Origin of the sequence: Bradyrhizobium sp. AUGA SZCCT0158 (assembly GCF_018130065.1) — a bacterium.
Taxonomy (GTDB): Bacteria; Pseudomonadota; Alphaproteobacteria; order Rhizobiales; family Xanthobacteraceae; genus Bradyrhizobium.
Window position 1 is genome coordinate 13,999 of record NZ_JAFCME010000043.1, and the last position, 20,619, is coordinate 34,617.

Consider the following 20,619-nt stretch of genomic DNA (forward strand, 5'->3'; position numbering starts at 1 on the left):
TCCCCTCGTTGAATCCTGTTGTTCTCTAAGATCAGGCCAGCCGGTAAATCCCGGCGGCGGTGTCGTGAAAAATCGCCTGCCGGTCCGCGGCGGACAGCGTCTGCGTCGCCGTGCGATAGGCATCGAACAGCGCCTCGTAGCGGGTCCAGAGTTTTTCAATCGGAAAGTTCGAGCCGAACATGCAGCGTCCGGCGCCGAACAGCCGCAAGGTTTCGCCGACCACGAAACCGATATGCGCCGGGTCGTTGCGATGCAGGAAGGTGCCGAGGCCGGACAGCTTCGCCACGACGTTGGGCCGCTGCGCCAGCAGCGCCATGCCGGTGCGCCAGGCTTCGATGCCGGCCGGCGACAAATCCTCCAGCATGCCGGCATGCTGCAAAACGAAGCTGACGCCGGGACAGGCATCGGCAAGCTCGGCCGCACCAGCCATCTGCGGCGCGAAAACCTGCAGATCGAAGGCCCAGCCATATTCGTTCAATCGCGCGATGTTGCGCCGGAGCGTCGGATCGCGCGCCAGATCCGGAGCCGATGCGAAGCGGTATTGCGGATTGTCGTGCCAGTGCAACTGCATCCTGACGCCGCGCACCAGCGGGAACGCCGCCAGCTGCTCCAGTTGAGGCCGCACATCCTCCACGGTGAAATCCGCATAGGCGACGATGGCGTGCGGCCAGCCGGTTTCCCGGGCGGCGTCGCTGACATAGCGGACCTCATCGAGGAAGCGCGCCGGTGCCCAGTTCGCCTGCACGTAAACCGACCGCGTGATGCCGGCGGCGGAAACATCCGCCAGATATTCCGCGATGGTGTAGTCGCGGCGGATCGGCTCATAGGGCCCAAAGATCCGCGGCTGCATCGGCCCGAGCAGCCAGGGCAGATCCTGCTGCCGCCAGATGTGATGATGCGCATCGACGCAGCCGGACGCAGGCTTACTCATCGGGCGGCCCTCCGTCGTGAGAGATCGAGAACATGCCGGCACAGCCGCTCCGTCGTCGCGCCGTTGGCGACGCTGTCGAGCATCGGCAGCACCGCGCGCAGCGCGGCGGTCTCCGGGCGATAATCGGCCGCGGCAGCAAGCGGCGTCAACCAGTCGATCCGCCAGGCGCGCGCGGCGAGATGGCCGACCGCGCGTGTCATCTGCGCCGGATCGCCGCGCTCGAGCCCGTCGGACAGCACCAGCACCAGCGCGCCGCGGGCATAGCCGGCGAAACGCGGCACCGAAAGGAAGGCGGCCAGCGCATCGCCGATCCGGGTGCCGCCGTCCCAATCGGCCACGAGGTCGGCTGCGACGGCAAGCGCCTGCTCGCGATTCTTCAGCCGCAGCGCGCGGGTCAGCCGCGTCAGCCGCGTGCCGAACGTGAACACCTCGACGCGCGGCGCTGCGTTGACCAGCGCATGGGCAAAGCGCAGATGTGCGTCGGAGCGCGCTTTCATAGAGCCCGACACGTCGATCAACAGCAGGATGGCGCGCGGCCGCAGCTGACGTTCGCGGCGGCGCAGATAGAAGATCTCGCCATCGGTCCGGATCGCGTCACGCAGCGAGCGCTGCAAGTCGAAGCCGGCGCCGCGTTTGGCGGAGCGCATCCGATAGCCGCGGCGGCGCGGTAGCCGGGCCGGCAAATGCCGGCTGAAACGCGCCAGCTGCTGGCTTTCGTCGTCCGGCCGCAGCTTGCGCCGCGACAGCGCCTCGCTTGAAGTCGCCGCCTGCCCGGTTTCGTTGACCTCGTCCGATAGCGGCGCGTCATAGCCGGCGCCCTCGTCCTGAACTTCCAGCTCCTCGTCGCTGTCGGCGACCTGATCGGACAGCACGCCGGCAAGGCCGAGAAAATGCATGTCGAACAGCATGTCGAAATCGGGTTGCCGCTCGAACGGCGGCGCCAGCGTGGCGACGCCGGCACGGCGGATGTCCTCGATATCGCGCGGGCCGAGCAGTTCGATCGCGCGCAGAAAGGCCAGGCCCTGTTCCGGCGCGACCGAAAAGCCGTTGCGGCGCAGCAGTGCGATGAACTCCAGCAGCGGCCGGGCTGCGCGCGGCAGGGCGGATACCGTCATGCCGCGATCTCCGCGATGATGGCATCGAGCCGCGGCGCGATGAAGGCGAGGTCCTCCTCGTCCTTCAGCGCCACGCCGATCGCGCGGCGGAACGCGTCCGGCCACGGCGCACCTGACTTCGCCAGCAGCGTCGACGCTTCCGCCCAGTCGATCGCTTCAGCGACGCCGGGCGGCTTGGTCAGCGGCTCCTGCCGCAGCCGGCCGACCGCCGTGACGATCGCGCGCGCGGTGGCCTCGGCGACGGAGGACGAGCGCATCATGATGATTCGCGCCTCGCGCTCCGGATCCGGATAGGCGATGTAGTGATAGACGCAGCGCCGCCGCAGCGCTTCGTGCAGGTCGCGGGTGCGGTTCGAGGTCAGGACCACCACCGGGCGTTCATGCGCGCGCAGCGTGCCGCGCTCCGGGATCGAGATCGAGAAGTCCGACAGGAATTCGAGCAGGAACGCCTCGAACTCCGGATCGGAGCGGTCGATTTCGTCGATCAGCAGCACCGTCGATTCCGGCCTGCGCAGCGCCGCCAGCATCGGCCGCTCGATCAGGAAATCGTCGCGATAGATGTCGATCGGCTCGTCGCCGGCCTGGCGGATCGCCAGCATCTGGCGCGGGTAGTTCCACTCGTACAGCGCAGCGGCGGAGTCGATGCCCTCGTAGCATTGGAGCCGGATCAGCTGCCGTCCCATGATTCCGGCGATCGCCTTGGCGGCCTCGGTCTTGCCGACACCCGGCGCGCCTTCCAGCAGCAGCGGCTTGCCGAGCGCGAGCGCGAGGTAGCCGGCCGTGGCAAAGCCGTCATCGGCGAGGTAATAGGCCGCGCGCAGCGCCTCGGCCAGTTTCTCCGGCCGATCGATCCCACCAACACTGCCGCGCACCGCCATCCCGAGCCCCCTATGCGCGCCGGACTTGCGGCCGCGCGCCGCCCTGCGCCTTCAGCGCACGCAGGATCTTTTCCGGCGTGATCGGCAGCGTATCGATCCGCACACCGATGGCGTTGAAGATCGCGTTGGCGACCGCCGGCAGCACCGGATTGGCGCACATCTCGCCGGGGCCCTTGCCACCGAACGGACCATCCGGCGCCGGTCGCTCCAGCACCGTGATGTCGTGCGGCGCGATGTCGCCCGGGCCGGGCATCAGATATTCGTTGTAGTCGCGGCCGCCATGTTCGGGGTTGGGATAATACGGCTCCGGCGTCTCGTAGAGCGCGTGGCTCATGCCCATCCAGGCGCCGCCGACCAGTTGTTGCTCGACCATTTTTGGATTGAGCGCGCGGCCGAGTTCATAGGCGCTGGTCAGCTTGTTGACCTTGACGTCACCGGTTTCGTCGCAGACCTCCAGATCGACGACGAGGCAGGCGTGGGCGTAGGCGGTGACCGGCGACATCTCGCCGGTCTCCGGATTGACCGTGGACAGCGGGATCAGAAAGATGCCGCGGCCGGAGATGGTCTTGCCCTGCTTGAACTGCGCAGCCTGCGAGGCGGCCTTGACGGTGATCGATTTCGACGCCGCGCCGCGGACGTGGATGTTGCCTTTGCCGTCGGTGACGAGGTCGTCGGCGTTGACCTCGAGCTCCTCGGCGGCGGCCTCCAGCAGCACGCCCCGCGCCTCCTTTGCGGCGACGATCACCGCGTTGCCGACGCGATGCGTGCCGCGAGAGGCGAACGAGCCCATGTCGTGCGGACCGGTGTCGCTGTCGGCGGTATCGACATAGACGTCCTCGATCGGCACGCCCAGCGTCTCCGCCGCGATCTGCCGGCTGACCTGCTTCATGCCCTGCCCGAGATCGATCGCCGACAGCGCCACGGTGAACTTGCCATCCGGATTGGCGTGCACCAGCGCCTGACTGGGATCGCCGCCGAGATTCATGCCGATCGGGTAGTTGATGGACGCCATCCCGCGCCCCTGATGCCGTGCCATCTCAGCGCCTCCGTGTGAACACCGACGAGAACCGCGCCGCGCCGTGTTGGGGTGGCGCCGGCGCATTCGGGACCGGCGGCGCCGGAGCCGGCAATGGCGCGGCATCGGCCGGCTGCGCCGGATAATTCGGCAGCGCGGCCGCCGGCTGATGCGCCGGCGGCGGCTGATAGACCGGCACGACGGGCCGAGGCTGATGGGCCGGGAGCGGAGCCGCGCCCGGCGTCAGCTGTGGCGGCGCCTGCCGTGTCTCCGGCCGGCCGATCCGGCCGCTCTCATCGGTCACGGTGGGCGGTATAGCCGCGCGCGGGCCGCCGCCGCCGCTCAGCGACGAAGCGCGCCGCGCGGTTTCGCTCAAAGGCCAGTTCACCTTCTGCGCCACGACCTGCACGCATTCGATCAGCGCGGTGTTGTGCGCGACGCGGCGATGCGCCTTCATGTCGCCGTCGCGATAGGCGTTGAGGATGCGGAACTCCATCGGGTCGATGCCGACCAGATGCGCCAGCTTGTCCATCTGCACCTCGATCGAGAAGTCCACCCCGGTGACGCCGAAGCCGCGCATCGCGGTGGCCGGCACGCGGTTGGTGAAAACGCAATAGGCGTCGCCGCGCACATTCGGGATCGTGTAGGGCCCCGGCATGTGCGCGACGCATTTGACCACGCCGTAGCTGGTCAGCCGCGTATAGGCGCCGGCATCGAAATAGGAGGTGATCTGCCGCGCGACGATACGGCCGTCGCGCATCACGCCGTCCTTGATGACGTGCCGCTCGGCCCCGCGCGGCGAGGCGAACTGCATCTCCTCCTCGCGCCCCAGCACGTAGCGGACCGGCCGGCCTGTGAGGATCGCGCCGAGCACCGCCAGCGGCTCGGTCAGCGAGTCGACCTTGCCGCCAAAGCCGCCACCGACGGTGCCGCCGATGAAATGCAGCCGGTTGGATTCCAGCGCGAGGATTTTCGCGGTGGTGCCGAGCGAGAAGAACAGGCCCTGCGCGCAGGAATGCACGACGTAACGGTTGTTGGTTTCGGGCGCGGCGATGGTGCCGTTGGTCTCGGTCGAGGCGTGCTCGATCGGCGACATCTGGTAACGTTCCTCGATCACGTGATCGGCGGTGCGGAACGCGGCCTCGACATCGCCGAAGCGCAGCTTCTGATGGTCGTATTTGTCGTGATACTCGAAATAGTTTCCGGGATAGGTCTCGTTGACGACGACCGCGCCCGGCTTCAGCGCCTCCTGCACGTCGAACACCGTGGGCAGCGGATCGTAGCTGACCCGAACCAGCTTGACCGCGGCCAGGGCTTCCGCCTCGCTGTCGGCAATGATGGCGACGATCGGCTCGCCCTTGTAGCGCACCTTGTCGACCGCCAGCGTCGGCTCGTCGTCCTTGCCGAAATCGATCAGGCTGAGCAGCGTGTTCTTGTTGAGCGGCACGTCCTGCCCGCGGATCACGCGCTTGACGCCAGGCGCGCGCTCCGCGGCTGTCACGTCGATGCTCCGGATCCGGGCGTGGTGATGCGGCGAGCGCACGACCTTCAGATGCAGCAGGCCGTCAAAGCCGTGATCGTCGAAGAAGCGGGTGCGGCCGGTGACATGCCCCAGCATGTCCTGGCGCTGCTCGCCCTTGCCGATCACGTTGAGATTGTCGTCGCGCTCGTCGGCGAACAGATCCTTGCGAAACTCCAGCATCGGGATCTCCTCAGGCGCGGCGGACGCCGCGCTGCTGCGCGGCGGCCAGGATGGCGTTGATGATCGGCTCGTAGCCGGTGCAGCGGCAGACATTGCCGGCGATCGCCTCGACGACCTCGACACGTGTAGGGTTCGGATTGCGGTCGAGCAGCGCCTTCGCCGCCATCAGCATGCCGGGCGTGCAGAAACCGCATTGCGCGGCGAAATGCTCCATGAAGGCGGCCTGCAGCGGATGCAGGGTCGGCCCATCAGCGAGCCCACTTGCGGTTTCGATCGATCGGCCCTCGCAGGTCACGCTGAGCGTGAGGCAGCCCAATCGCGGCTCGCCATCGACCAGCACGGTGCAGACGCCGCAGGTGCCCTGGCCGCAACCGAACTTGGGGGCGAAATCGCCGAGCCCTCGCCGGATGGTGCCGAGCAGCGTTTCTGCCGGCTCGACGAACACCGCGCGATCCGAGCCGTTGAGGCGAAACTGTACAGGCATCCGGGCCATTTTGAGTTCCTTCAGGATGTCTCGCCGGCAAGCAGCCGGCCGAGATGCACAGGCAATACTTCGCGGCGATACCACTCCGAGGCGATCGCATCGGTCGCGGCCTGCGTGCCCTCGAGCGCCGCGGTCTTCGCCGCAGCGATCGTGGATGCGTCGAGGCTGCGGCCTTCGAGCACGCGCTCGACCGCCTTGGCGCGCAGCGGCGTCGGCCCCATCGCGCCGTAAGCGATCCGCGCGCCGCTGATCCGCCCCGAGTTCTGCGGCAGATGCGCCGCGATCGACAGCACCGAGACGCCCTTGGGCCGCACGCGGGCGACTTTGACGAAGCGAAACGCATCGGCGCCGGCCGGGCGGCTGAAGCCAACCGAAGCAACCAGTCCCACCCCGCCCCGCGCCCGGTTCGCCAGCATCTCCTCGAGCGGCATCACCCGCGCACCGCCGAAACCGGCATGCAGCGTGACGACCGCGTCGAGCGCCAGCAGCGCGGTGGTGAAATCGCCATAGGGCGTCGCGGCGAACAGATTGCCGCCAATGGTCGCCGTGGTCCGCACCGCGGGGCCACCAATGCCGCGCGCCGCCGCGTGCAGATAGGACAGGTCCCGGCTGGCCAGCACCATCGCCATGGTGACGCCGGCGCCGAGTTCGACCCGTGCACCGCCGGTGTTCATCGCCAGCAGCGCCGGATCGACCGCGCGCAGCAGCGTGCCATCAGTCATCACGCCTTCGTTGATATCGCGCACCAGCAGCGTGCCGCCGCCGAGCAATTGCGCGCCGCGGTCGCTGGCCAGGATTTCAGCGGCTTCCTGTAATCCCTGCACGATGCGGACATTGACGGGCATGGCGTTTTCCTAACCTGCGAGTTCGGGCAGCTGGCGGACCGCCGCGATGCCATTTGAATAGACTTCGTTGCCGACGAGCTCGGCGAGCTCCGTCTCGCGCCCGGCCGGCGTGGTGAACCGGCCCTCCCATTGCCAGAAGCTGCGGTTGCCGTCGGTGACCGGCAGCAGCCGGACATGGGCGACGTAGTTGAACAGCGGAATCGGCGTCTCCAGCAGGCAGTAACTGAAGGTCATTTCCAGATCCGACAGGGCCAGCAGTTGCTCGCGCAATTCGGCGCCGTCCTGCATCGTGAAGCGGCGGACGCAGCCGATCTTGTCGGACGGATAGCCGCGCTCGATGGTGCTCTTGGCGACGATCGGATGCCAGGATTCATGGCCGTTGAAGTCGCGCAGCACCGCCCACAGCCGCTCGACCGGGGCGTCGATGATGGTGCTGCGAACCACCCGCGGCATGGCTCAGGCTCCGAAGGCGCGGTTGAGCGCGTCAAAACCGGTCTGGAACACATTGCCGCCGACGCCGCCGACCAAGTCCGCTTCCAGTTCCGGCGCACAGTCGAAATCGGCGCTCCATTCGATGAAGGTGCGGTCCTGATCGGTGACCGGCGTCAGCCGCAGCGTGGCGACGTAGTTGGTCAGCGGCATCGGCGAATCCAGGATCGAATAGGTGCAGACCATGTCGAAGTCCGACAGGCCGAGCAGCTTTTCGCGCAGCCGGTCGCCGTTGCGCAGCGCGAACGCACGGACGCAGCCGACCTTGTCGGCCGGCTCACCGTTCTCGATCCGGCTCTCCGCGATACCGGGATGCCAGTTCGGCAAACCGTTGAAGTCGCGCACGCGCGCCCAGACCTTGGTCGCCGGCGCATTGATGACGCTGGATACGTAGACGCGGGCCATTGATTACTCCTTGCCCTTGCCTTTATCGCCGCGGCCGGACGGCTTGCGCTCGCCGGGCCCCGACTCTGTGAGGGCTGGCCCGTCCTTCGGCTTGGGTGGCAGGGCCTCCTTGCTGACGCGCTGCATGTCGCTGGCCTCGCGCATCAACCCGCCCATCTTGGCGAGGTTGCCGCCCTCGATCCCGATTTCCTTCAGCACCTGATCGATCAGCGGTGCCTGCACCCGGTAGCGCAGCGCCGATTCGATCACCTCGTCGGTCGGCGTGCGCGAACTGCCGCCGCCATTGCCGGCCATGCCGCCGAGCCCGTCGACATGCAGGATGCGGATGCCCTCGATCTTCTCCATCGGCTTGACGCTTTCGCGAACGATGCCCTCGATCCGGTCCAGAAGCCGTCGCCGGAACAGGCCGTACCGCGCCTCGTCGGTGAGCGCGTTCTCGGCCTCGTAGAGCAGCTTCTGCGCTTCCGCATCGACCGCGGCGCGGATCGCATCGGCCTCGGCCCCGATCCGCTTCTCATCGGCGTTCTTTCTCGCCAGCATGACTTCGACCGCGGTGCGTCGCTTGGCGTTCTCGCTTTCGCGCACCGTCTTGACGATCTCCTCGGCCTCCACCGCCTTGGCCTTCGCCATCTCCGCCTTTACCTGGGCTGCGGATTCCAGCAGCGACTTCTCGAAAATCGCGATCGCCTTGTCCATCACCGCGCTCTCGACCTCGCGTTCGCGATCGACCTCGAGCTTGCGCAGGTCGCGGTCGCGGCCCACGCGGGCCTCGTCGAGGCCGCGCTCGGAGGCGATGCGCGCACGTTCGATTTCCTCGCGCGCCGCAATTTCGGATTCCTGCAGCGCCTGGTTGCGCGCGATATCGAGTTGTTCGAGCGCCTTGCGGCGTTCCAGCCGAGCCACCTCCAGTTCGCGCTCGCGCGTGATGTCGACCTTCTCGACCTCCTGGCGTGCATTGATCTCGGCGGCGCGCACGGCACGGTCGGAATCGACCCGCTCGATCTTCCGCGCGGAGATCGCGATGACGCGCTCCTCTTCGGCGATCTCGACGGTCTTCTTCTGATCGATCTGCAGCACCTCGCGGCTCTTGGAGGCCGCGATCCGCTCCTTGTCGATCGCAAGCTCGACCTCGATCCGGCTGACCTCGACCGCATCGCGCTTCTTGATTTCGGCGGTCTCGATCGCCTTGGCGCGATCGATATCGAGGCTGCGGATTTCGAGATCGGAAGCGATCCGCGAGGCGGCAACGGCTTGCTCCTGTGCGATGCGGGCGGTCTCGGTTGCCTCGCGCGCGGCGATCTCGGCGCCTTCCAGCCTCTGCGTCCGCGCGATCTCCTGCGACCGCGTTTCCTGCTCGGCGAGAATGCGATGCGCCGCGATTTCCTTCTCGTTGGCGATCCGGGCCGCCTCGACCGCATGGAGTGCGGCGATCTCGGCCTCGTCGATTGCCTGGTTGCGCGTGATGGTCAGCGCGCGGACGCGCTCCTCCTGGACGATGCGGGCGGACTCCACCAGTTCCTTCGCCGCGATGGTCTCTTGCTGGACGGTACGATCACGGACGATCTCGCGCGCCAGCCGCTTTTCCTCCGCGGCGAGGCGGCTGGCGATGATCGCGCTGTTGCGGGCGATTTCGGCGGATTCAGTGGCGAGCCGCGCGGCGATGTCGGCTTCCTCGATCGACCGCCGCTTCTCGATGTCGAGGCTGGAAATCCGCTGCTCGTTGGCGATCCGGTCGGTGCTGACCGACGCTTCCTGCGCAATCCGGGCGCGTTCGGTGGATTCGCGCGCGGCGATTTCAGCGGCCTGCAACGCTCGCAACTGCTCGATCTCGCGCTCGCGGATCTCGCGGTCGGCGGTGATGCGGGCCTCCTTGATCAGCTGTTCGTTGGCGATCCGCGCCTTCTCCACCGTCTCGCGCGCGGCGATCTCGGCCTGGTCGACGGTCTGGCTGCGCTCGATCTCGCGCTGGCGGACGTCGCGCTCGGAGGCGATCCTTGCCTCGCTGATGGCGCGTTCATTGCCGATCCGCGACTTTTCGATTTCCTCGCGCGCGTTGATTTGGGCCTGCTCGGCCTCGGTGTCGCGCATCGCTCGCTCGCGGGCGATTTCGGCGCGCTGCACGGCGCGGCGCACCTCGACGTCGCGCTGCTGCTCCAGGCGCGCCAGTTCGCTCTCGCGCTCGATCTCGAGCGACTGCTTCTCCGCCTCGAGATTGCGCGAACGGATCTTGATCATCGAATCCTGCTCGATGTCGTTGCGCGCCTTGCGCCGGCCCTCGATCTGCTCGATCAAATGGGTCAGGCCCTCGGCGTCGAAGCGGTTCGAGGCGTTGAAATATTGCAGGTCGGTCTGGTCGAGATTGGTCAGCGCCACCGATTCCAGTTCGAGCCCGTTTTGGGCAAGCGCCTCGGCGGCAGCCTCCTTGACCTTGGCGAGATAGACCCCGCGCTGCTCGTGCATGTCCTCCATCGTCATCTCGGAGGCGACCGAACGGATCGCCGAGACGAACTTGCCCGACAACAGTTCGTGCAGCGTCTCCGGCTGCATGGTGCGCCGGCCGAGCGTCGAGGCCGCGAGCGACACCGCCTCGGCGGTGGCGCGGACGCGGACGTAGAAGTCGGCGTCGATGTCGACCCGCATCCGGTCGCGGGTGATGATGGCGTCGTCCTGGCCGCGATGCACCCGCATCTGCAGCACGTTCATGTTGACAGGCGTGATGTCGTGGATGAACGGCAGCACGAAGGCGCCGGAATCGATCACCACTTTCTCGCCGGCAGCACCGGTACGGACGAACGCTGCTTCCTTCGACGAGCGCCGGTACAGCCAGTTCACCAGATAGACGACGATCGCGATCACGATGATCGCGACGATCAGCCAGAGAATGAGCGATCCGATCAGCTGGCCTGACATATCTGTTCTCCCTTCACAAAGTGCTGTCGCATGGTCCGTTCAGCTGCGGCTGATGGCCTTGAACTTTCGGGTCTGCTCACGGATCGCGACTTCGACCGGCAACCGCTCCATCGAGGAAGCGCCGTAGAAGCCGTGGCAATGTCGCGAGGTCTTGATCACGAATTCGGCGTCCGCGGGTTCTGCCACTGGACCGCCATGCACGAGGATGATCGCATCAGGCTTCACCGCGAGCGCCGCCGCCGCCCAGGCGTCCAGCATGGCCGGAACATCCTCGAGCTTCAGTGCGGTCCGCGCGCCGATCGCGCCGCCGGCGGTCAACCCGAAATGGCAGACAATGATGTCGGCCCCCGCGCCCGCCATCGCTGCGGCATCGTCGGCCGAGAACACATAGGGCGTCGTCAACAGGCCCTTGGCTCCGGCCAGCGCGATCATCTTGACCTCGAGCGCGTAGGACATGCCGGTTTCCTCCAGCCCGATACGGAAGCTGCCGTCGATCAATCCGACCGTCGGAAAGTTCTGTACGCCGGAGAAGCCCGCAGCTTTTACCTCGTCGAGAAAGCGGTCCATGCTGCGGAACGGATCGGTGGCGCAGACGCCGGCCAGCACCGGGGTCTTCTTCACGACCGGCAGCACCTCGGCGGCCATCTCCATCACGATGGCATTGGCGTCGCCATACGGCATCAGGCCGGACAGCGAACCACGCCCGGCCATCCGGAAGCGGCCGGAATTGTAGATCACGATCAGGTCGATGCCGCCGGCTTCCTCGCATTTGGCTGATAGCCCGGTGCCGGCGCCGCCGCCGACGATGGGCTCGCCGCGCGCGATCATGTCGTGAAACCTGGAGAGAAGCGCCTGCCGATCGATCGCTGCCATGCTGTAAATCCCCTACCGGCCCGCGGCGCGTGCGCGCGGCCGTGCGCCTTGCAGCGCGCGAAAATGCTGCACCAGCGCGGCCGCAAACGCCGCGCTGTTGATATGATGCGGAACGCGAACGAGTTGGCGCGACGCCGTCTGCCGCACGCTCGCCTCCAGCGCGCCGAACAGTGCCTCGCGCGCCGCGGTGTCGAAGAACGGCTTACCCGCCTCGTCGAGCGCCGAAACTCCGCCCTCCGGCAGCAGGAAGCGCACCGGGCCTTCCATCAGATTGAGCCGTTCGCCGATCCAGCGGCCCATTGCGGCATTCTCCGCGGGCGTTGTCCGCATCAGGGTGACCTGCGGATTGTGCTGATGAAGCAACCGCGTCCGATAGCGCTCGGGGACGCTGTCGGGCGCGCCGAAATTGACCATGTCGAGCGCACCGACCGAACCGACATAGGGAATCCGGGTGCGGATGATGGCGCCGAACCGGTCCTCGGTCGCGGGAAACACGCCGCCGAACAACAGGTCGGCGATTTCGGTGGTCGAGACGTCGATCACCGCCGGCACCATGCCGCCGTCGATCAGCTTCTCCATCGACTGGCCGCCGATGCCGGTGGCGTGGAACACCAGGCATTCGTAATCGTCGCCGATCAGTTTCGTCACCTGCTGCACGCAGGGCGTGGTGACGCCGAACATCGTGAGGCCTACCAGCGGCCGGTCGCCACCGGCGTGGCGGCGCGGCGGCGGCGCCTTGCTCGCCTCCAGCCGCGCCCTCGCCATCCCGGCCATCGCCTGCGCGCCGTTCGCCAGCACCTGTCGCGAAATCGCGTTCAGGCCCTGAACGTCGGTGACGGAATACATCATCATGATATCGGAAGGGCCGACATAAGCCCGCGTGTTGCCGGAGGCGACGGTGGAGATCATCAGCTTCGGCACGCCGACCGGCAGCGCCCGCATCGCCGGCGTCGCCAGCGCCGTGGCGCCGGAGCCGCCGGCGGAAATAAGGCCGAGCAGCCTGACGCCGTCGCGGCCGGACTTGCCCTTCACCCAGGTCTCGAAAGCCTCCGCCATCGCCGCCACGGCGGCGCCGCGGTCGGCATTGAACACCCCGGCGGAACCGCGCGGGTGATGCAGCGCGATTTCCAGCGGCGGCACATCCGCGCCGGAGATCCGGCCCGTGGTCGACAGGTCGACCAGCTTCACCGGCAGGCCCGCCGCCTTGATGATGTCGGCGATGAAGCGCAGCTCCTCGCCCTTGGTATCGAGCGTACCGGCTACCGCGACGAACGGTTCGTTGAGACCACCTATGCTGCGCCCAACCTTGCGGTCGGACGCGGCGGTCGCGGCGACGACGGGCATGCGCGTCAGGGTGTGCGCGGACGCCTCGATCCGCGCGGCCGCAACATCGGCGCTCCAGCGGGTCGGCAGCACCGGGTTCGACAAATAGACCCGGATCGGCGCATCGTTGCGAGCTGGCGCCGCTGCGGTCCGGCGGCCGCCGGGCTCGCTCGCAGAAGCAGGCGGCGGTTCGATCTCCTCGTGGCCATGGCGACCAACGCCGAGCAGGCGCTGCTGCAGGTCGCGATCGGCTGCCAGCCGCGCCGCCTCGATGACGCGGTTGACCCGGCCGTTGACCATGATCGCGACCGTTTCGGAGATCTCGGTCGCCACGCCGATGTTCTGTTCGATGACGAGGATAGCGACGTCGCCTTCCTCGCTCAGCCGCACCAGCATGTCCTCGACCTGCGCGACGATGACAGGCGCGAGGCCTTCGGTCGGCTCGTCCATGATCAGGAGCCGCGGATTGAGCAGGAGCGCCCGCGAAATCGCCAGCATCTGCTGCTCGCCGCCGGAGAGCTGTGAGCCGGCGTTGTTCTTGCGTTCACCAAGCCGCGGAAAGGTGTCGTAGACCCGCTCCCGCGTCCAGCCGCCGCGCGGCCCGCGCTGCGCCAGCCGCAAGTGCTCGTCGACACTCAGCGACCGCCACAGTCGCCGGCCCTGCGGCACATAGCCGATCCCGAGCCGGGCGATGTCGGTGGTGGAACGGCCGACCAGTTCCTCACCGAACGCGCTGATCGAGCCGCTCGACACCGGCACCAGGCCCATGATCGCCTTGCACAGCGAGGTCTTGCCCATGCCGTTGCGGCCGACCAGGCTGAGCACACCATCCTGCAAGGTCAGATCGACGCCCTGCAGCGCGTGCGAGCGGCCGTAATACAGGTTCAGCCCGCTGACCTGGAGCGCCGGCAGCGTGCCGCGTAGCTGCTGACGGCGGTCAGTGATGGGCATGACCGCCTCCGAGATAAAGCTCCTGAACTTCCGGATCGGATTCGATCTCGTCGGACCGGCCTTCCTTGAAGATCCGGCCGTTGTGCATCATCGTCACGCTGTCGGCGACACGCAGCGCGACATCCATGTCGTGTTCGATAATGATGAAGCCGATATGCGCCGGCAGCGAGGTCAAAATCGTCACCAGTTCGGCGCGCTCGGTCGGCGACAGCCCTGCCGCAGGCTCGTCGAACAGCACAAAGCGCGGCGCGCCTGATAGCGCCAGGGCAACTTCGAGCTGGCGCTGCTGGCCATAGGCCAGTTCGCCAACCAGGCGGTCCTTATCGGCGGTCAGGTGCACGGCTTCGACCAGTATTTCCGCTGCCTGCACGAGTGCATCGTCGGGCCGAGGCCGGACCAGCGAGAAACGGTTTCGCGAAACGCCGCAGCAGGCCAGATAGACGTTGTCCATCACGCTCAGCCCGGTGAAGAGCGAGGAGATCTGGTAGGTGCGGCGCAGGCCCCGGCGGATGCGCTCATGAGGCGGGAAGACCGTCACATCCTCGCCAAAAAACCGGACCAGGCCCGCTGTGGGCAGAAAATCCCCGGTGATGCAGTTGAACAGCGTGGTTTTGCCCGCGCCATTCGATCCGAGAACGGCCCGCCTTTCGCCCGGTTTCACCGAAAGCGTGACGTCCGAGATTGCGGCCAGCGCGCCGAACATCTTGGTGATGCCGCGCAGTTCCAGCGCATTGCCGGAGCTGGCATTGCCGGCCCCGGGCACGTTCATCCGGGAAGACACAACGGGCGCGTTCATGCCCCGCCTCCCGTCGTCGCGGCCTTGCGGGCCGCCATCCTCGCGCGCCAGCGATCCCATAGGCCGAGCACGCCATCCGGCGAGAACAGCACGATCGCCAGGAAGCCGATCCCGATGATCAGCTTGAAGCGATCCGCCGAAAACCCGAAAAAACCGAGAATGTCGGTCGAGAACACCTGCAGCAACACGTAGATGAAAGCGCCGATAAACGGTCCGAGCGGACGGCGCATCCCGCCGACGACAGCGACCACGAGCACATCGATCGCGGAGGAAATGCCGATCGTACCCGGCGCGATCTGCGCATTCTGCCAGACCAGAAGAATCCCGCCCGTGGAGGCGAAAACGCTGGCCAGCGCGTAGGCCGCCACGCGATGGGCGGTGACGTTGAAACCCAGTGCCGCCATGCGGCGCGGGTTGTCGCGCACGCCCTGAAGAGCGAGCCCGAAGGGGGAGCGCGCCAGATAGACCACTGCGCCGTAGCAAAGCGCGGCGCAGGCAAGGGAGAGGTAGTAGAAAGGCAGGGGATCGCGCCAGTTCACGCCGAAGAGCTTCGGCGGCAACACGAGGTTGAACCCGGAATAGCCGTTGAAGATGGAGTAGTTCTGTCGTGTGAAATAGAAAAAGGCCGCCGCGATCGCGAGCGTGATCATGATCGTGTAGATGCCATCCGTGCGAACGGCGAGCGCGCCGCACATCGTCGCGAAAAGCGCCGCGATCAGGAAGGCGGCCGGGAGCACGATCCACCAGGAGAGGCCGAGACTGACATTGGCCGCGCCGGACGGCCCGAGGATGGCGACCATGTAGCCGGCCAACCCCGCAATCGACATTTGCAGCAGGCTCACCATTCCGCCATAGCCGGCGAGGAACATCAGGCTGAGCCCGATCATGCCCAGAATGAAAGTCCAGCCCATGATCTGGAACAGCCAGAAATTGTTGGCCACGATCGGCAGCAACAGCAGTATCAACCCGAGGATCCACCAGGGGGCGGGAATGCGCTCGGACCACATCCGCTGGTCGACGGGGCTGGCGAAGCGAGGGGCTTGATCGGCAACCGACATGGCCTATCGCCTCGTTCCCAGAAGGCCCTGCGGCCGAAACGCCAGCACCGCCGCCATGATGAGGAAGGTGAGAACGATCGAGTAGGTCGGCGCGTAGACAAACCCCATCTGCTCGGCCACCCCGATGATCAGCGCGCCCAAAGCCGCGCCGACGATCGACCCCATGCCTCCGACGATCACCACCACGAGGCTCGCCAGCAGGAAACGTGTGTCCTCCCCCGGCGACAGCGACTGGAACGTGGCACCGATGATCCCCGCAATACCGGCAAGCCCGGCGCCGAAGCCGAACACCGCCAGAAACACCAAGTGGATGCGCACGCCGGAGGCGGCCAGCATCTCACGGTCGTCCACGCCCGCACGGATCAGCATGCCGAGCGCGGTGCGGTTCAAAACCAGCCACATCGCGATCCCGATCACGATTGCCGCGACCAGGATCCAGACACGCACGGACGGGTAGCGCAGCCACGTGACCACGCCGGTCGCGTCGTTGATGTTGCTCACGAGGGGCAATTCCATCGGCCCCTGCAGGAATTGCGGAGCGAGAATGGAATAGGATTGCCCACCCCACCACCACAGCATGAGGTCGGCAAACACGATCGAAAGCCCGATGCTGACCAGCGTCTGGCGGAGCTCCTCGCCTTCCATTTTCGAGAAGATGAAGAACTGCATCAAGAGCCCGATCAGCCCCACGACGATGAACACAATCGGAAATGCCAGCAGCCACGAACCCGAGGCGGTCGCGACCTCGTAGCCAACATATCCACCGATCAGGAACAACGACCCATGCGCCAGATTGACGACGCGCATCAGGCCGAAGATCAGCGTGAAGCCGGCAGCCACGAGGAAATAGAGCGCGCCAAGCGTGATGCCGCCCAAAAGGGCATTCAGGAAAATTTGCTTGCGGCCCCAAACCGCCACCAGTTCGGGTGGCCAGGGGGCCAGCACAAGACACAGGAACGCTGCGGCCAAGAGGAAAAAGATCAGGCTCCAGAGCGGATAGCGCTTGATGTAATTGTCCATCTCAGAACGGCCCAACAGCTTCCCGTGGCGAACTTCGCCACCGTTGGATTGAAGGCTAGATCGAAGTTGCCGGCCTGTCTTTTCCCGAACGTCTGTTCTCTAGCCCGAACGTCTCTTCTTTGGAGTGATGCACCTCTTTTTCAGTGTGTGAGGCCCGCAACGCTGCGCCGGTAGGCGCTCGGCGGCACGACGCCATTGGCGATGAAGAACCGCGAGAAGCTCGCCGGGGTCGCAAAGCCGAGATCGAGCCCGATTTCAGAAACCGTTTCCGTGCCTCCGGCCAATCGATCGATCGCGCGCTCCATGCGCAGGGCGTTGAGGAAGATCGTCGGGGGCAGACCCATCTGCTCGCGAAACAGCTTGAAGAAATGCGGGCGCGAAAGCCCGGCGTTCCGCGAAATCTCTGCAAGGTCGACGGGCTCGCCAAGCCTCTCGCTCAGCAGGCTGATCGCGCGCCTCAGGCGGAAATCCCGCAGTCCCGAGCAATGGGCAGCCGGCCTGTCAGCCGCGCTCGTCCACTGCCAGGTCTGATCGAAGGCCGCCTGGGTGAGCGCACTGAGCCGGTCTTCGAAAGAGCCGTCGCAGCCGCCATGGTCGGCGAGAAGCCGTGCGGTTTCCAGGACAAGCCGGGTGATGTGGTCGCTCATTTCGACGGTAGAGCGGCCGAAGCGCAGGATTTCAAAGGCCGTGTGGCTCGCCTCAACAAACCAGCCCGGGCGGATGTAGAGAACGAGCGTCAGCGTTGATTCCCGGCGGTCAACCGGCGCGAAATAATGCGGTTGCCATGGGCTGATTGCCGTTGCGCTGGAGGGCGTGAGCGGCAAGGCCTTCCCATCGACAACCACGCTGGCGACCGGTCCGCTGACGTGAAAGATCAGGTGCCCCTCGCGATGGGCATGCGGCACCATCGGCCGATCCAGCTCATAGAGGCAAGCGCGCCCGAACGCACCATGTGCGACCGCGTGAGCAATACTCATCGGTTTCCTCCCCGCCCATCTTTGTGCGCGGTTATGGAAGAATGTATAAGGAGATCGCGTTGTGACAACAGGCAAATTGCCCCGGCCGCCACCGGTCCAGGCCGTTTGCCCCGCGCCGGGTGCTGCTCGTTCGTGCTCACCAGGCGGCCTCGAGAATGCGGCGGCAGTCGCCTGGAGTCAGCCGTCGGGGATTGGCAAGGGCGCCGGGGTCGTTCGCGGCCATTTCCGCAAAACGGTCGAACTGGGCCGGATTGATCCCCATCTCCCGCAAGGAGGTCGGCAGGCCGATGGCGCGGGCGAACGCTCCGATGGCGGTGCTCAAGTGCGGCTCTGGCGTTGTTCTGGTGAAGGTTTCGGCCATGGCGGCGTATCGATCGCCCACGGCTTCGGTGTTGAAGTCGGCCATGGCCGCCATCAATGGCACATGGAGGTCGCCTTGCAGGACGCCGGGTCCAAGTTCAGCCTTGATCGGATGCGCAAGCGCATCGACCCCGCCGACCGCTTTTTCCAGCGCGAGCCCCGCCGTCAATGCCGCGGCCATCAATTCGCGCTGCGCTTCCCGGTGACTGGGCGAAGCAAGCGCCACGGGTAGCCACCGCGTGAGCCGCTTTGTGGCCTCCAGCGCCAGCGCGTCTGCCGGCGGATGGTAGACGGGGCTGGCGTAGGCTTCGATGGCATGGACCAGCACCTCCATGGCCGCGGCGGCGAGGCGGCGTGAGGACGCTCCCTCAAGCACCGTCGGATCGGCGATGACCCGGTCGGGGCGCGGGCAGGTGACCGGCTGGCCCTGCCCCAGGCGCACCCGCCGCGCTAATCCGAAATCGCAAAGGCCGGCAGGAACCGCGATCAGCATGAGGCGTTCGCCGCGCCGCAATGCATGCTCCGCAGCGAGCCGCGCCTGCCCGACGGCCGCAGATCCACCCACGGCGATCAGCGTGTCCGTCCGGATGTCACTCATGGCGCTCAGAATCCTGACGGTTGCTTCTCCATGAGGGCTGGCACGATCGGTCCGCGCCAGGCTGATCGCCGTCTGGCCGAGCGACTCCTGCACGCGCGAGCAAACGGCCGCGCTTCCCGGCTCGCTGTCAACGAGCACCAGCGCCCGAGCGAGCGGCCCCACCTCCTCGGGAAGCGCATCCTCGATCGCGGCCTCAGCGAAATGGGTGCGTGTGAGATAGTCGATGAGAGTCATCGGAGACGCTCCCGGCGTTTCCGCCGCATGAAGTCTGCAATGGCGGAATTTCCGAAGGAAGCGATGGCCGGCTGAGAGCACCGGCCACCGAAGATGACATCAGCGGCAGGCGCGCTCAGCCGCCCGCGCGCAGCTTGGCGCAGTCGACCGCATCGCGCGCCGGCAGCCCCAGGGCCTTGAACTGAGCCGTCGTCATGCCGAGCGTCTGGTTCACGTTTTCGGTCTTGGCCACCATCTTGCTGGTCAAGTTGCCGTCCGGTCCATCGACCACTTCGTTGACGAAGACCGTTCCGGTCGCCTGCCGGTTTTCGTTCAGCGTGATCTTGCCGATCGGGCTGTCGAGCTGAAGCTTGTTGAGCGCTTCCTTGAACTTTGCCTGCCCGTTGGACAGATCGCCCCCGGCCGCTTCGAGCCCTTTGATGGCGGCCTGCGTGGCGACGTAGTAGCCGAGACCGAACAGCGAAGGCGACGGGAGGCGCTGGTTGGCGGGGAAGCTGTCCTGATAGAGCTTCACATACGAGGTCCATGCCGGGTCGGTATTGTCGGCGGCGAAGGGTCCGGAGGTCGGCGTGCCCTTCAGCACGTCTTTCGCTTTACCTTTCGCCGTCAGAACGGTCTGGTCGGCCATGATGGTGCCGCCGATCAGGCGGGTTTTTTCACCGGCCTGCTGGTATTGATTGAGGAAGTTGATCGCATCCGTGCCGCCCAGGCCCAGGTAGATCGCATCTACATTGTCCGGCAGCTGCGCGATGATCCCGCCGAAATCCGATTGGCCGAGCGGCTGCCAGAACCGCTGGACGATGTCGCCGCCCGACTTGCAGAAATCCACCGCAAAACCCATGAAGTTCGTATAGCCGAACGAGTAATCGGCTGCGATCGTTGCAACCTTCTTCCAGCCCTTCGTCTTCACGACGTAGCCGCCGAGGCCGTAGCCCCATTGCGAGCCGTCGAGGTTGAAGCGGTAGAAATTCGCCGCCGGATCGACCCATGTCGTCTCGAGCGCGCCGGAAATGCCGTTGATCACCACCTTGTCGGGGATGGTCTTGGCGAAGTCGCGCATGGCGATGCCTTCCGAGCCGGAAAGCGGGCCGATGATGAAGTCGACCTTGTCCTGCTCAATAAGCTTGCGAGCCATACGGACCGTTGTGTCGGGTTTGGTATCCGTCGGAGCGACGACGGTTTCAATCTTCTTGCCGGCAATGGTGTTGTTGACCTGTTTGAGAGCCAGTTCGACATTTCGGACGCCATCCTGGCCACCGGTCGCGAAGGCGCCTTCCAGCGCCACCAGAATGCCGATCTTGATGGTGCCGCTCTGGGCGAGAGCTGCGCCGGGCAGCATAAGGGCAGCCACCGCGACGGCGCCAAGCAAAGACTTGCGCATTGTTGTCCTCCCTCTGACGCGGAAGAGAATCCGGCAACCACGCCGGACCTTCCTCATGAGCGTCTCCTGACGCGCCCCTTGCGGGCGCCTTCAGGAAAGCTGCCGATCAAAGCCCGAGCCGCCAATATCCAAGCGTCTCATTTTCGCGGACGCTGTCATGCGCGGGCAGCGCAGCATCTCGCCGGCTGCGAGCGCTTCCCTGCCCGATCACATCTATTACTCATCCGCTGAGCGAATTGAGACGAGCCGGATAGGTACGTGTTGATTACCCAAT

General features: G+C 66.2%; 18 protein-coding genes. All 18 read right to left on the reverse strand.

All coding sequences use genetic code 11. The annotated features are described in order from the left end of the window. Window positions 1-31: 31 nt before the first annotated feature. The 18 genes from JQ574_RS33035 to JQ574_RS33120 all read right to left on the reverse strand — a co-directional run bounded on the left by JQ574_RS33035 (window position 32) and on the right by JQ574_RS33120 (window position 20,345). Window positions 32-931, reverse strand: coding sequence for an amidohydrolase (locus JQ574_RS33035; protein ID WP_212204265.1), 900 nt, complete (start codon window positions 929-931; stop codon window positions 32-34). Next, the gene (locus JQ574_RS33040; protein WP_212204263.1) at window positions 928-2,046 is read right to left on the reverse strand and encodes a VWA domain-containing protein; all 1,119 of its coding nucleotides are present in this window, start codon (window positions 2,044-2,046) and stop codon (window positions 928-930) included. The genes JQ574_RS33035 and JQ574_RS33040 overlap by 4 nt, the downstream gene beginning before the upstream one ends. Beyond that, window positions 2,043-2,924 carry a MoxR family ATPase gene (locus JQ574_RS33045; protein WP_212204261.1) on the reverse strand — a complete coding sequence of 294 codons (882 nt, stop codon included), beginning with the start codon at window positions 2,922-2,924 and terminating at the stop codon, window positions 2,043-2,045. The genes JQ574_RS33040 and JQ574_RS33045 overlap by 4 nt, the downstream gene beginning before the upstream one ends. A 10-nt stretch (window positions 2,925-2,934) precedes the next feature. Next, window positions 2,935-3,960 (reverse strand): xanthine dehydrogenase family protein molybdopterin-binding subunit, encoded by a 1,026-nt coding sequence (locus JQ574_RS33050; RefSeq protein ID WP_249119764.1) that lies wholly within the window; start codon window positions 3,958-3,960, stop codon window positions 2,935-2,937. A 1-nt stretch (window position 3,961) separates the two neighbouring features. Continuing rightward, on the reverse strand, window positions 3,962-5,641 hold the full coding sequence (locus JQ574_RS33055; protein ID WP_212204257.1) for a xanthine dehydrogenase family protein molybdopterin-binding subunit: 1,680 nt from the start codon (window positions 5,639-5,641) through the stop codon (window positions 3,962-3,964). 10 nt (window positions 5,642-5,651) lie between these two features. Continuing rightward, on the reverse strand, window positions 5,652-6,134 hold the full coding sequence (locus tag JQ574_RS33060) for a (2Fe-2S)-binding protein (protein ID WP_192740553.1): 483 nt from the start codon (window positions 6,132-6,134) through the stop codon (window positions 5,652-5,654). Between the two features lie 11 nt (window positions 6,135-6,145). After that, window positions 6,146-6,970 (reverse strand): xanthine dehydrogenase family protein subunit M, encoded by an 825-nt coding sequence (locus tag JQ574_RS33065; protein WP_212204255.1) that lies wholly within the window; start codon window positions 6,968-6,970, stop codon window positions 6,146-6,148. Between the two features lie 9 nt (window positions 6,971-6,979). Continuing rightward, a complete protein-coding gene (locus JQ574_RS33070; RefSeq protein ID WP_212204253.1) occupies window positions 6,980-7,423 on the reverse strand; it encodes an SRPBCC family protein in 444 nt (147 codons plus the stop codon). A 3-nt stretch (window positions 7,424-7,426) separates the two neighbouring features. Next, window positions 7,427-7,864 (reverse strand): SRPBCC family protein, encoded by a 438-nt coding sequence (locus tag JQ574_RS33075; RefSeq protein WP_211995586.1) that lies wholly within the window; start codon window positions 7,862-7,864, stop codon window positions 7,427-7,429. Window positions 7,865-7,867: 3 nt separating this feature from the next. After that, complete coding sequence (locus tag JQ574_RS33080; protein ID WP_212204251.1) at window positions 7,868-10,774, reverse strand: flotillin family protein; 2,907 nt, start codon at window positions 10,772-10,774, stop codon at window positions 7,868-7,870. 39 nt (window positions 10,775-10,813) lie between these two features. Next, window positions 10,814-11,647: a phosphoenolpyruvate hydrolase family protein gene (locus tag JQ574_RS33085; RefSeq protein ID WP_212204249.1), complete on the reverse strand. Its 834-nt coding sequence runs from the start codon at window positions 11,645-11,647 to the stop codon at window positions 10,814-10,816. 12 nt (window positions 11,648-11,659) lie between these two features. After that, window positions 11,660-13,921, reverse strand: a complete 2,262-nt coding sequence (locus JQ574_RS33090; RefSeq protein ID WP_212204246.1) for an ABC transporter permease — start codon at window positions 13,919-13,921, stop codon at window positions 11,660-11,662. After that, the gene (locus tag JQ574_RS33095; RefSeq protein ID WP_212204950.1) at window positions 13,908-14,690 is read right to left on the reverse strand and encodes an ABC transporter ATP-binding protein; all 783 of its coding nucleotides are present in this window, start codon (window positions 14,688-14,690) and stop codon (window positions 13,908-13,910) included. The genes JQ574_RS33090 and JQ574_RS33095 overlap by 14 nt, the downstream gene beginning before the upstream one ends. 23 nt (window positions 14,691-14,713) lie before the next feature. After that, entirely contained in the window at window positions 14,714-15,775 is a 1,062-nt protein-coding gene (locus JQ574_RS33100) for a branched-chain amino acid ABC transporter permease (RefSeq protein ID WP_212204244.1), read from the reverse strand. Between the two features lie 3 nt (window positions 15,776-15,778). Further along, window positions 15,779-16,795, reverse strand: coding sequence for a branched-chain amino acid ABC transporter permease (locus JQ574_RS33105; RefSeq protein WP_212204238.1), 1,017 nt, complete (start codon window positions 16,793-16,795; stop codon window positions 15,779-15,781). Window positions 16,796-16,935: 140 nt separating this feature from the next. Further along, on the reverse strand, window positions 16,936-17,772 hold the full coding sequence (locus tag JQ574_RS33110) for an AraC family transcriptional regulator (protein WP_212204236.1): 837 nt from the start codon (window positions 17,770-17,772) through the stop codon (window positions 16,936-16,938). 136 nt (window positions 17,773-17,908) lie between these two features. Continuing rightward, window positions 17,909-18,964, reverse strand: coding sequence for an iron-containing alcohol dehydrogenase (locus JQ574_RS33115; RefSeq protein ID WP_212204234.1), 1,056 nt, complete (start codon window positions 18,962-18,964; stop codon window positions 17,909-17,911). Between the two features lie 115 nt (window positions 18,965-19,079). Further along, on the reverse strand, window positions 19,080-20,345 hold the full coding sequence (locus JQ574_RS33120) for an ABC transporter substrate-binding protein (RefSeq protein WP_212204231.1): 1,266 nt from the start codon (window positions 20,343-20,345) through the stop codon (window positions 19,080-19,082). Between the last annotated feature and the right edge of the window lie 274 nt (window positions 20,346-20,619).

Excerpts from the sequence above, each read along its gene's own strand:
- JQ574_RS33100 (WP_212204244.1), bottom strand. The coding sequence starts at position 15,775 with ATGTCGGTTGCCGATCAAGCCCCTCGCTTCGCCAGCCCCGTCGACCAG.
- JQ574_RS33080 (WP_212204251.1), bottom strand. The coding sequence starts at position 10,774 with ATGTCAGGCCAGCTGATCGGATCGCTCATTCTCTGGCTGATCGTCGCG.
- JQ574_RS33085 (WP_212204249.1), bottom strand. The coding sequence starts at position 11,647 with ATGGCAGCGATCGATCGGCAGGCGCTTCTCTCCAGGTTTCACGACATG.
- JQ574_RS33040 (WP_212204263.1), bottom strand. The coding sequence starts at position 2,046 with ATGACGGTATCCGCCCTGCCGCGCGCAGCCCGGCCGCTGCTGGAGTTC.
- JQ574_RS33115 (WP_212204234.1), bottom strand. The coding sequence starts at position 18,964 with ATGACTCTCATCGACTATCTCACACGCACCCATTTCGCTGAGGCCGCG.
- JQ574_RS33095 (WP_212204950.1), bottom strand. The coding sequence starts at position 14,690 with ATGAACGTGCCCGGGGCCGGCAATGCCAGCTCCGGCAATGCGCTGGAA.
- JQ574_RS33120 (WP_212204231.1), bottom strand. The coding sequence starts at position 20,345 with ATGCGCAAGTCTTTGCTTGGCGCCGTCGCGGTGGCTGCCCTTATGCTG.
- JQ574_RS33075 (WP_211995586.1), bottom strand. The coding sequence starts at position 7,864 with ATGGCCCGCGTCTACGTATCCAGCGTCATCAATGCGCCGGCGACCAAG.
- JQ574_RS33070 (WP_212204253.1), bottom strand. The coding sequence starts at position 7,423 with ATGCCGCGGGTGGTTCGCAGCACCATCATCGACGCCCCGGTCGAGCGG.
- JQ574_RS33055 (WP_212204257.1), bottom strand. The coding sequence starts at position 5,641 with ATGCTGGAGTTTCGCAAGGATCTGTTCGCCGACGAGCGCGACGACAAT.
- JQ574_RS33060 (WP_192740553.1), bottom strand. The coding sequence starts at position 6,134 with ATGGCCCGGATGCCTGTACAGTTTCGCCTCAACGGCTCGGATCGCGCG.
- JQ574_RS33035 (WP_212204265.1), bottom strand. The coding sequence starts at position 931 with ATGAGTAAGCCTGCGTCCGGCTGCGTCGATGCGCATCATCACATCTGG.
- JQ574_RS33090 (WP_212204246.1), bottom strand. The coding sequence starts at position 13,921 with ATGCCCATCACTGACCGCCGTCAGCAGCTACGCGGCACGCTGCCGGCG.
- JQ574_RS33050 (WP_249119764.1), bottom strand. The coding sequence starts at position 3,960 with ATGGCACGGCATCAGGGGCGCGGGATGGCGTCCATCAACTACCCGATC.
- JQ574_RS33105 (WP_212204238.1), bottom strand. The coding sequence starts at position 16,795 with ATGGACAATTACATCAAGCGCTATCCGCTCTGGAGCCTGATCTTTTTC.
- JQ574_RS33065 (WP_212204255.1), bottom strand. The coding sequence starts at position 6,970 with ATGCCCGTCAATGTCCGCATCGTGCAGGGATTACAGGAAGCCGCTGAA.
- JQ574_RS33110 (WP_212204236.1), bottom strand. The coding sequence starts at position 17,772 with ATGAGTATTGCTCACGCGGTCGCACATGGTGCGTTCGGGCGCGCTTGC.
- JQ574_RS33045 (WP_212204261.1), bottom strand. The coding sequence starts at position 2,924 with ATGGCGGTGCGCGGCAGTGTTGGTGGGATCGATCGGCCGGAGAAACTG.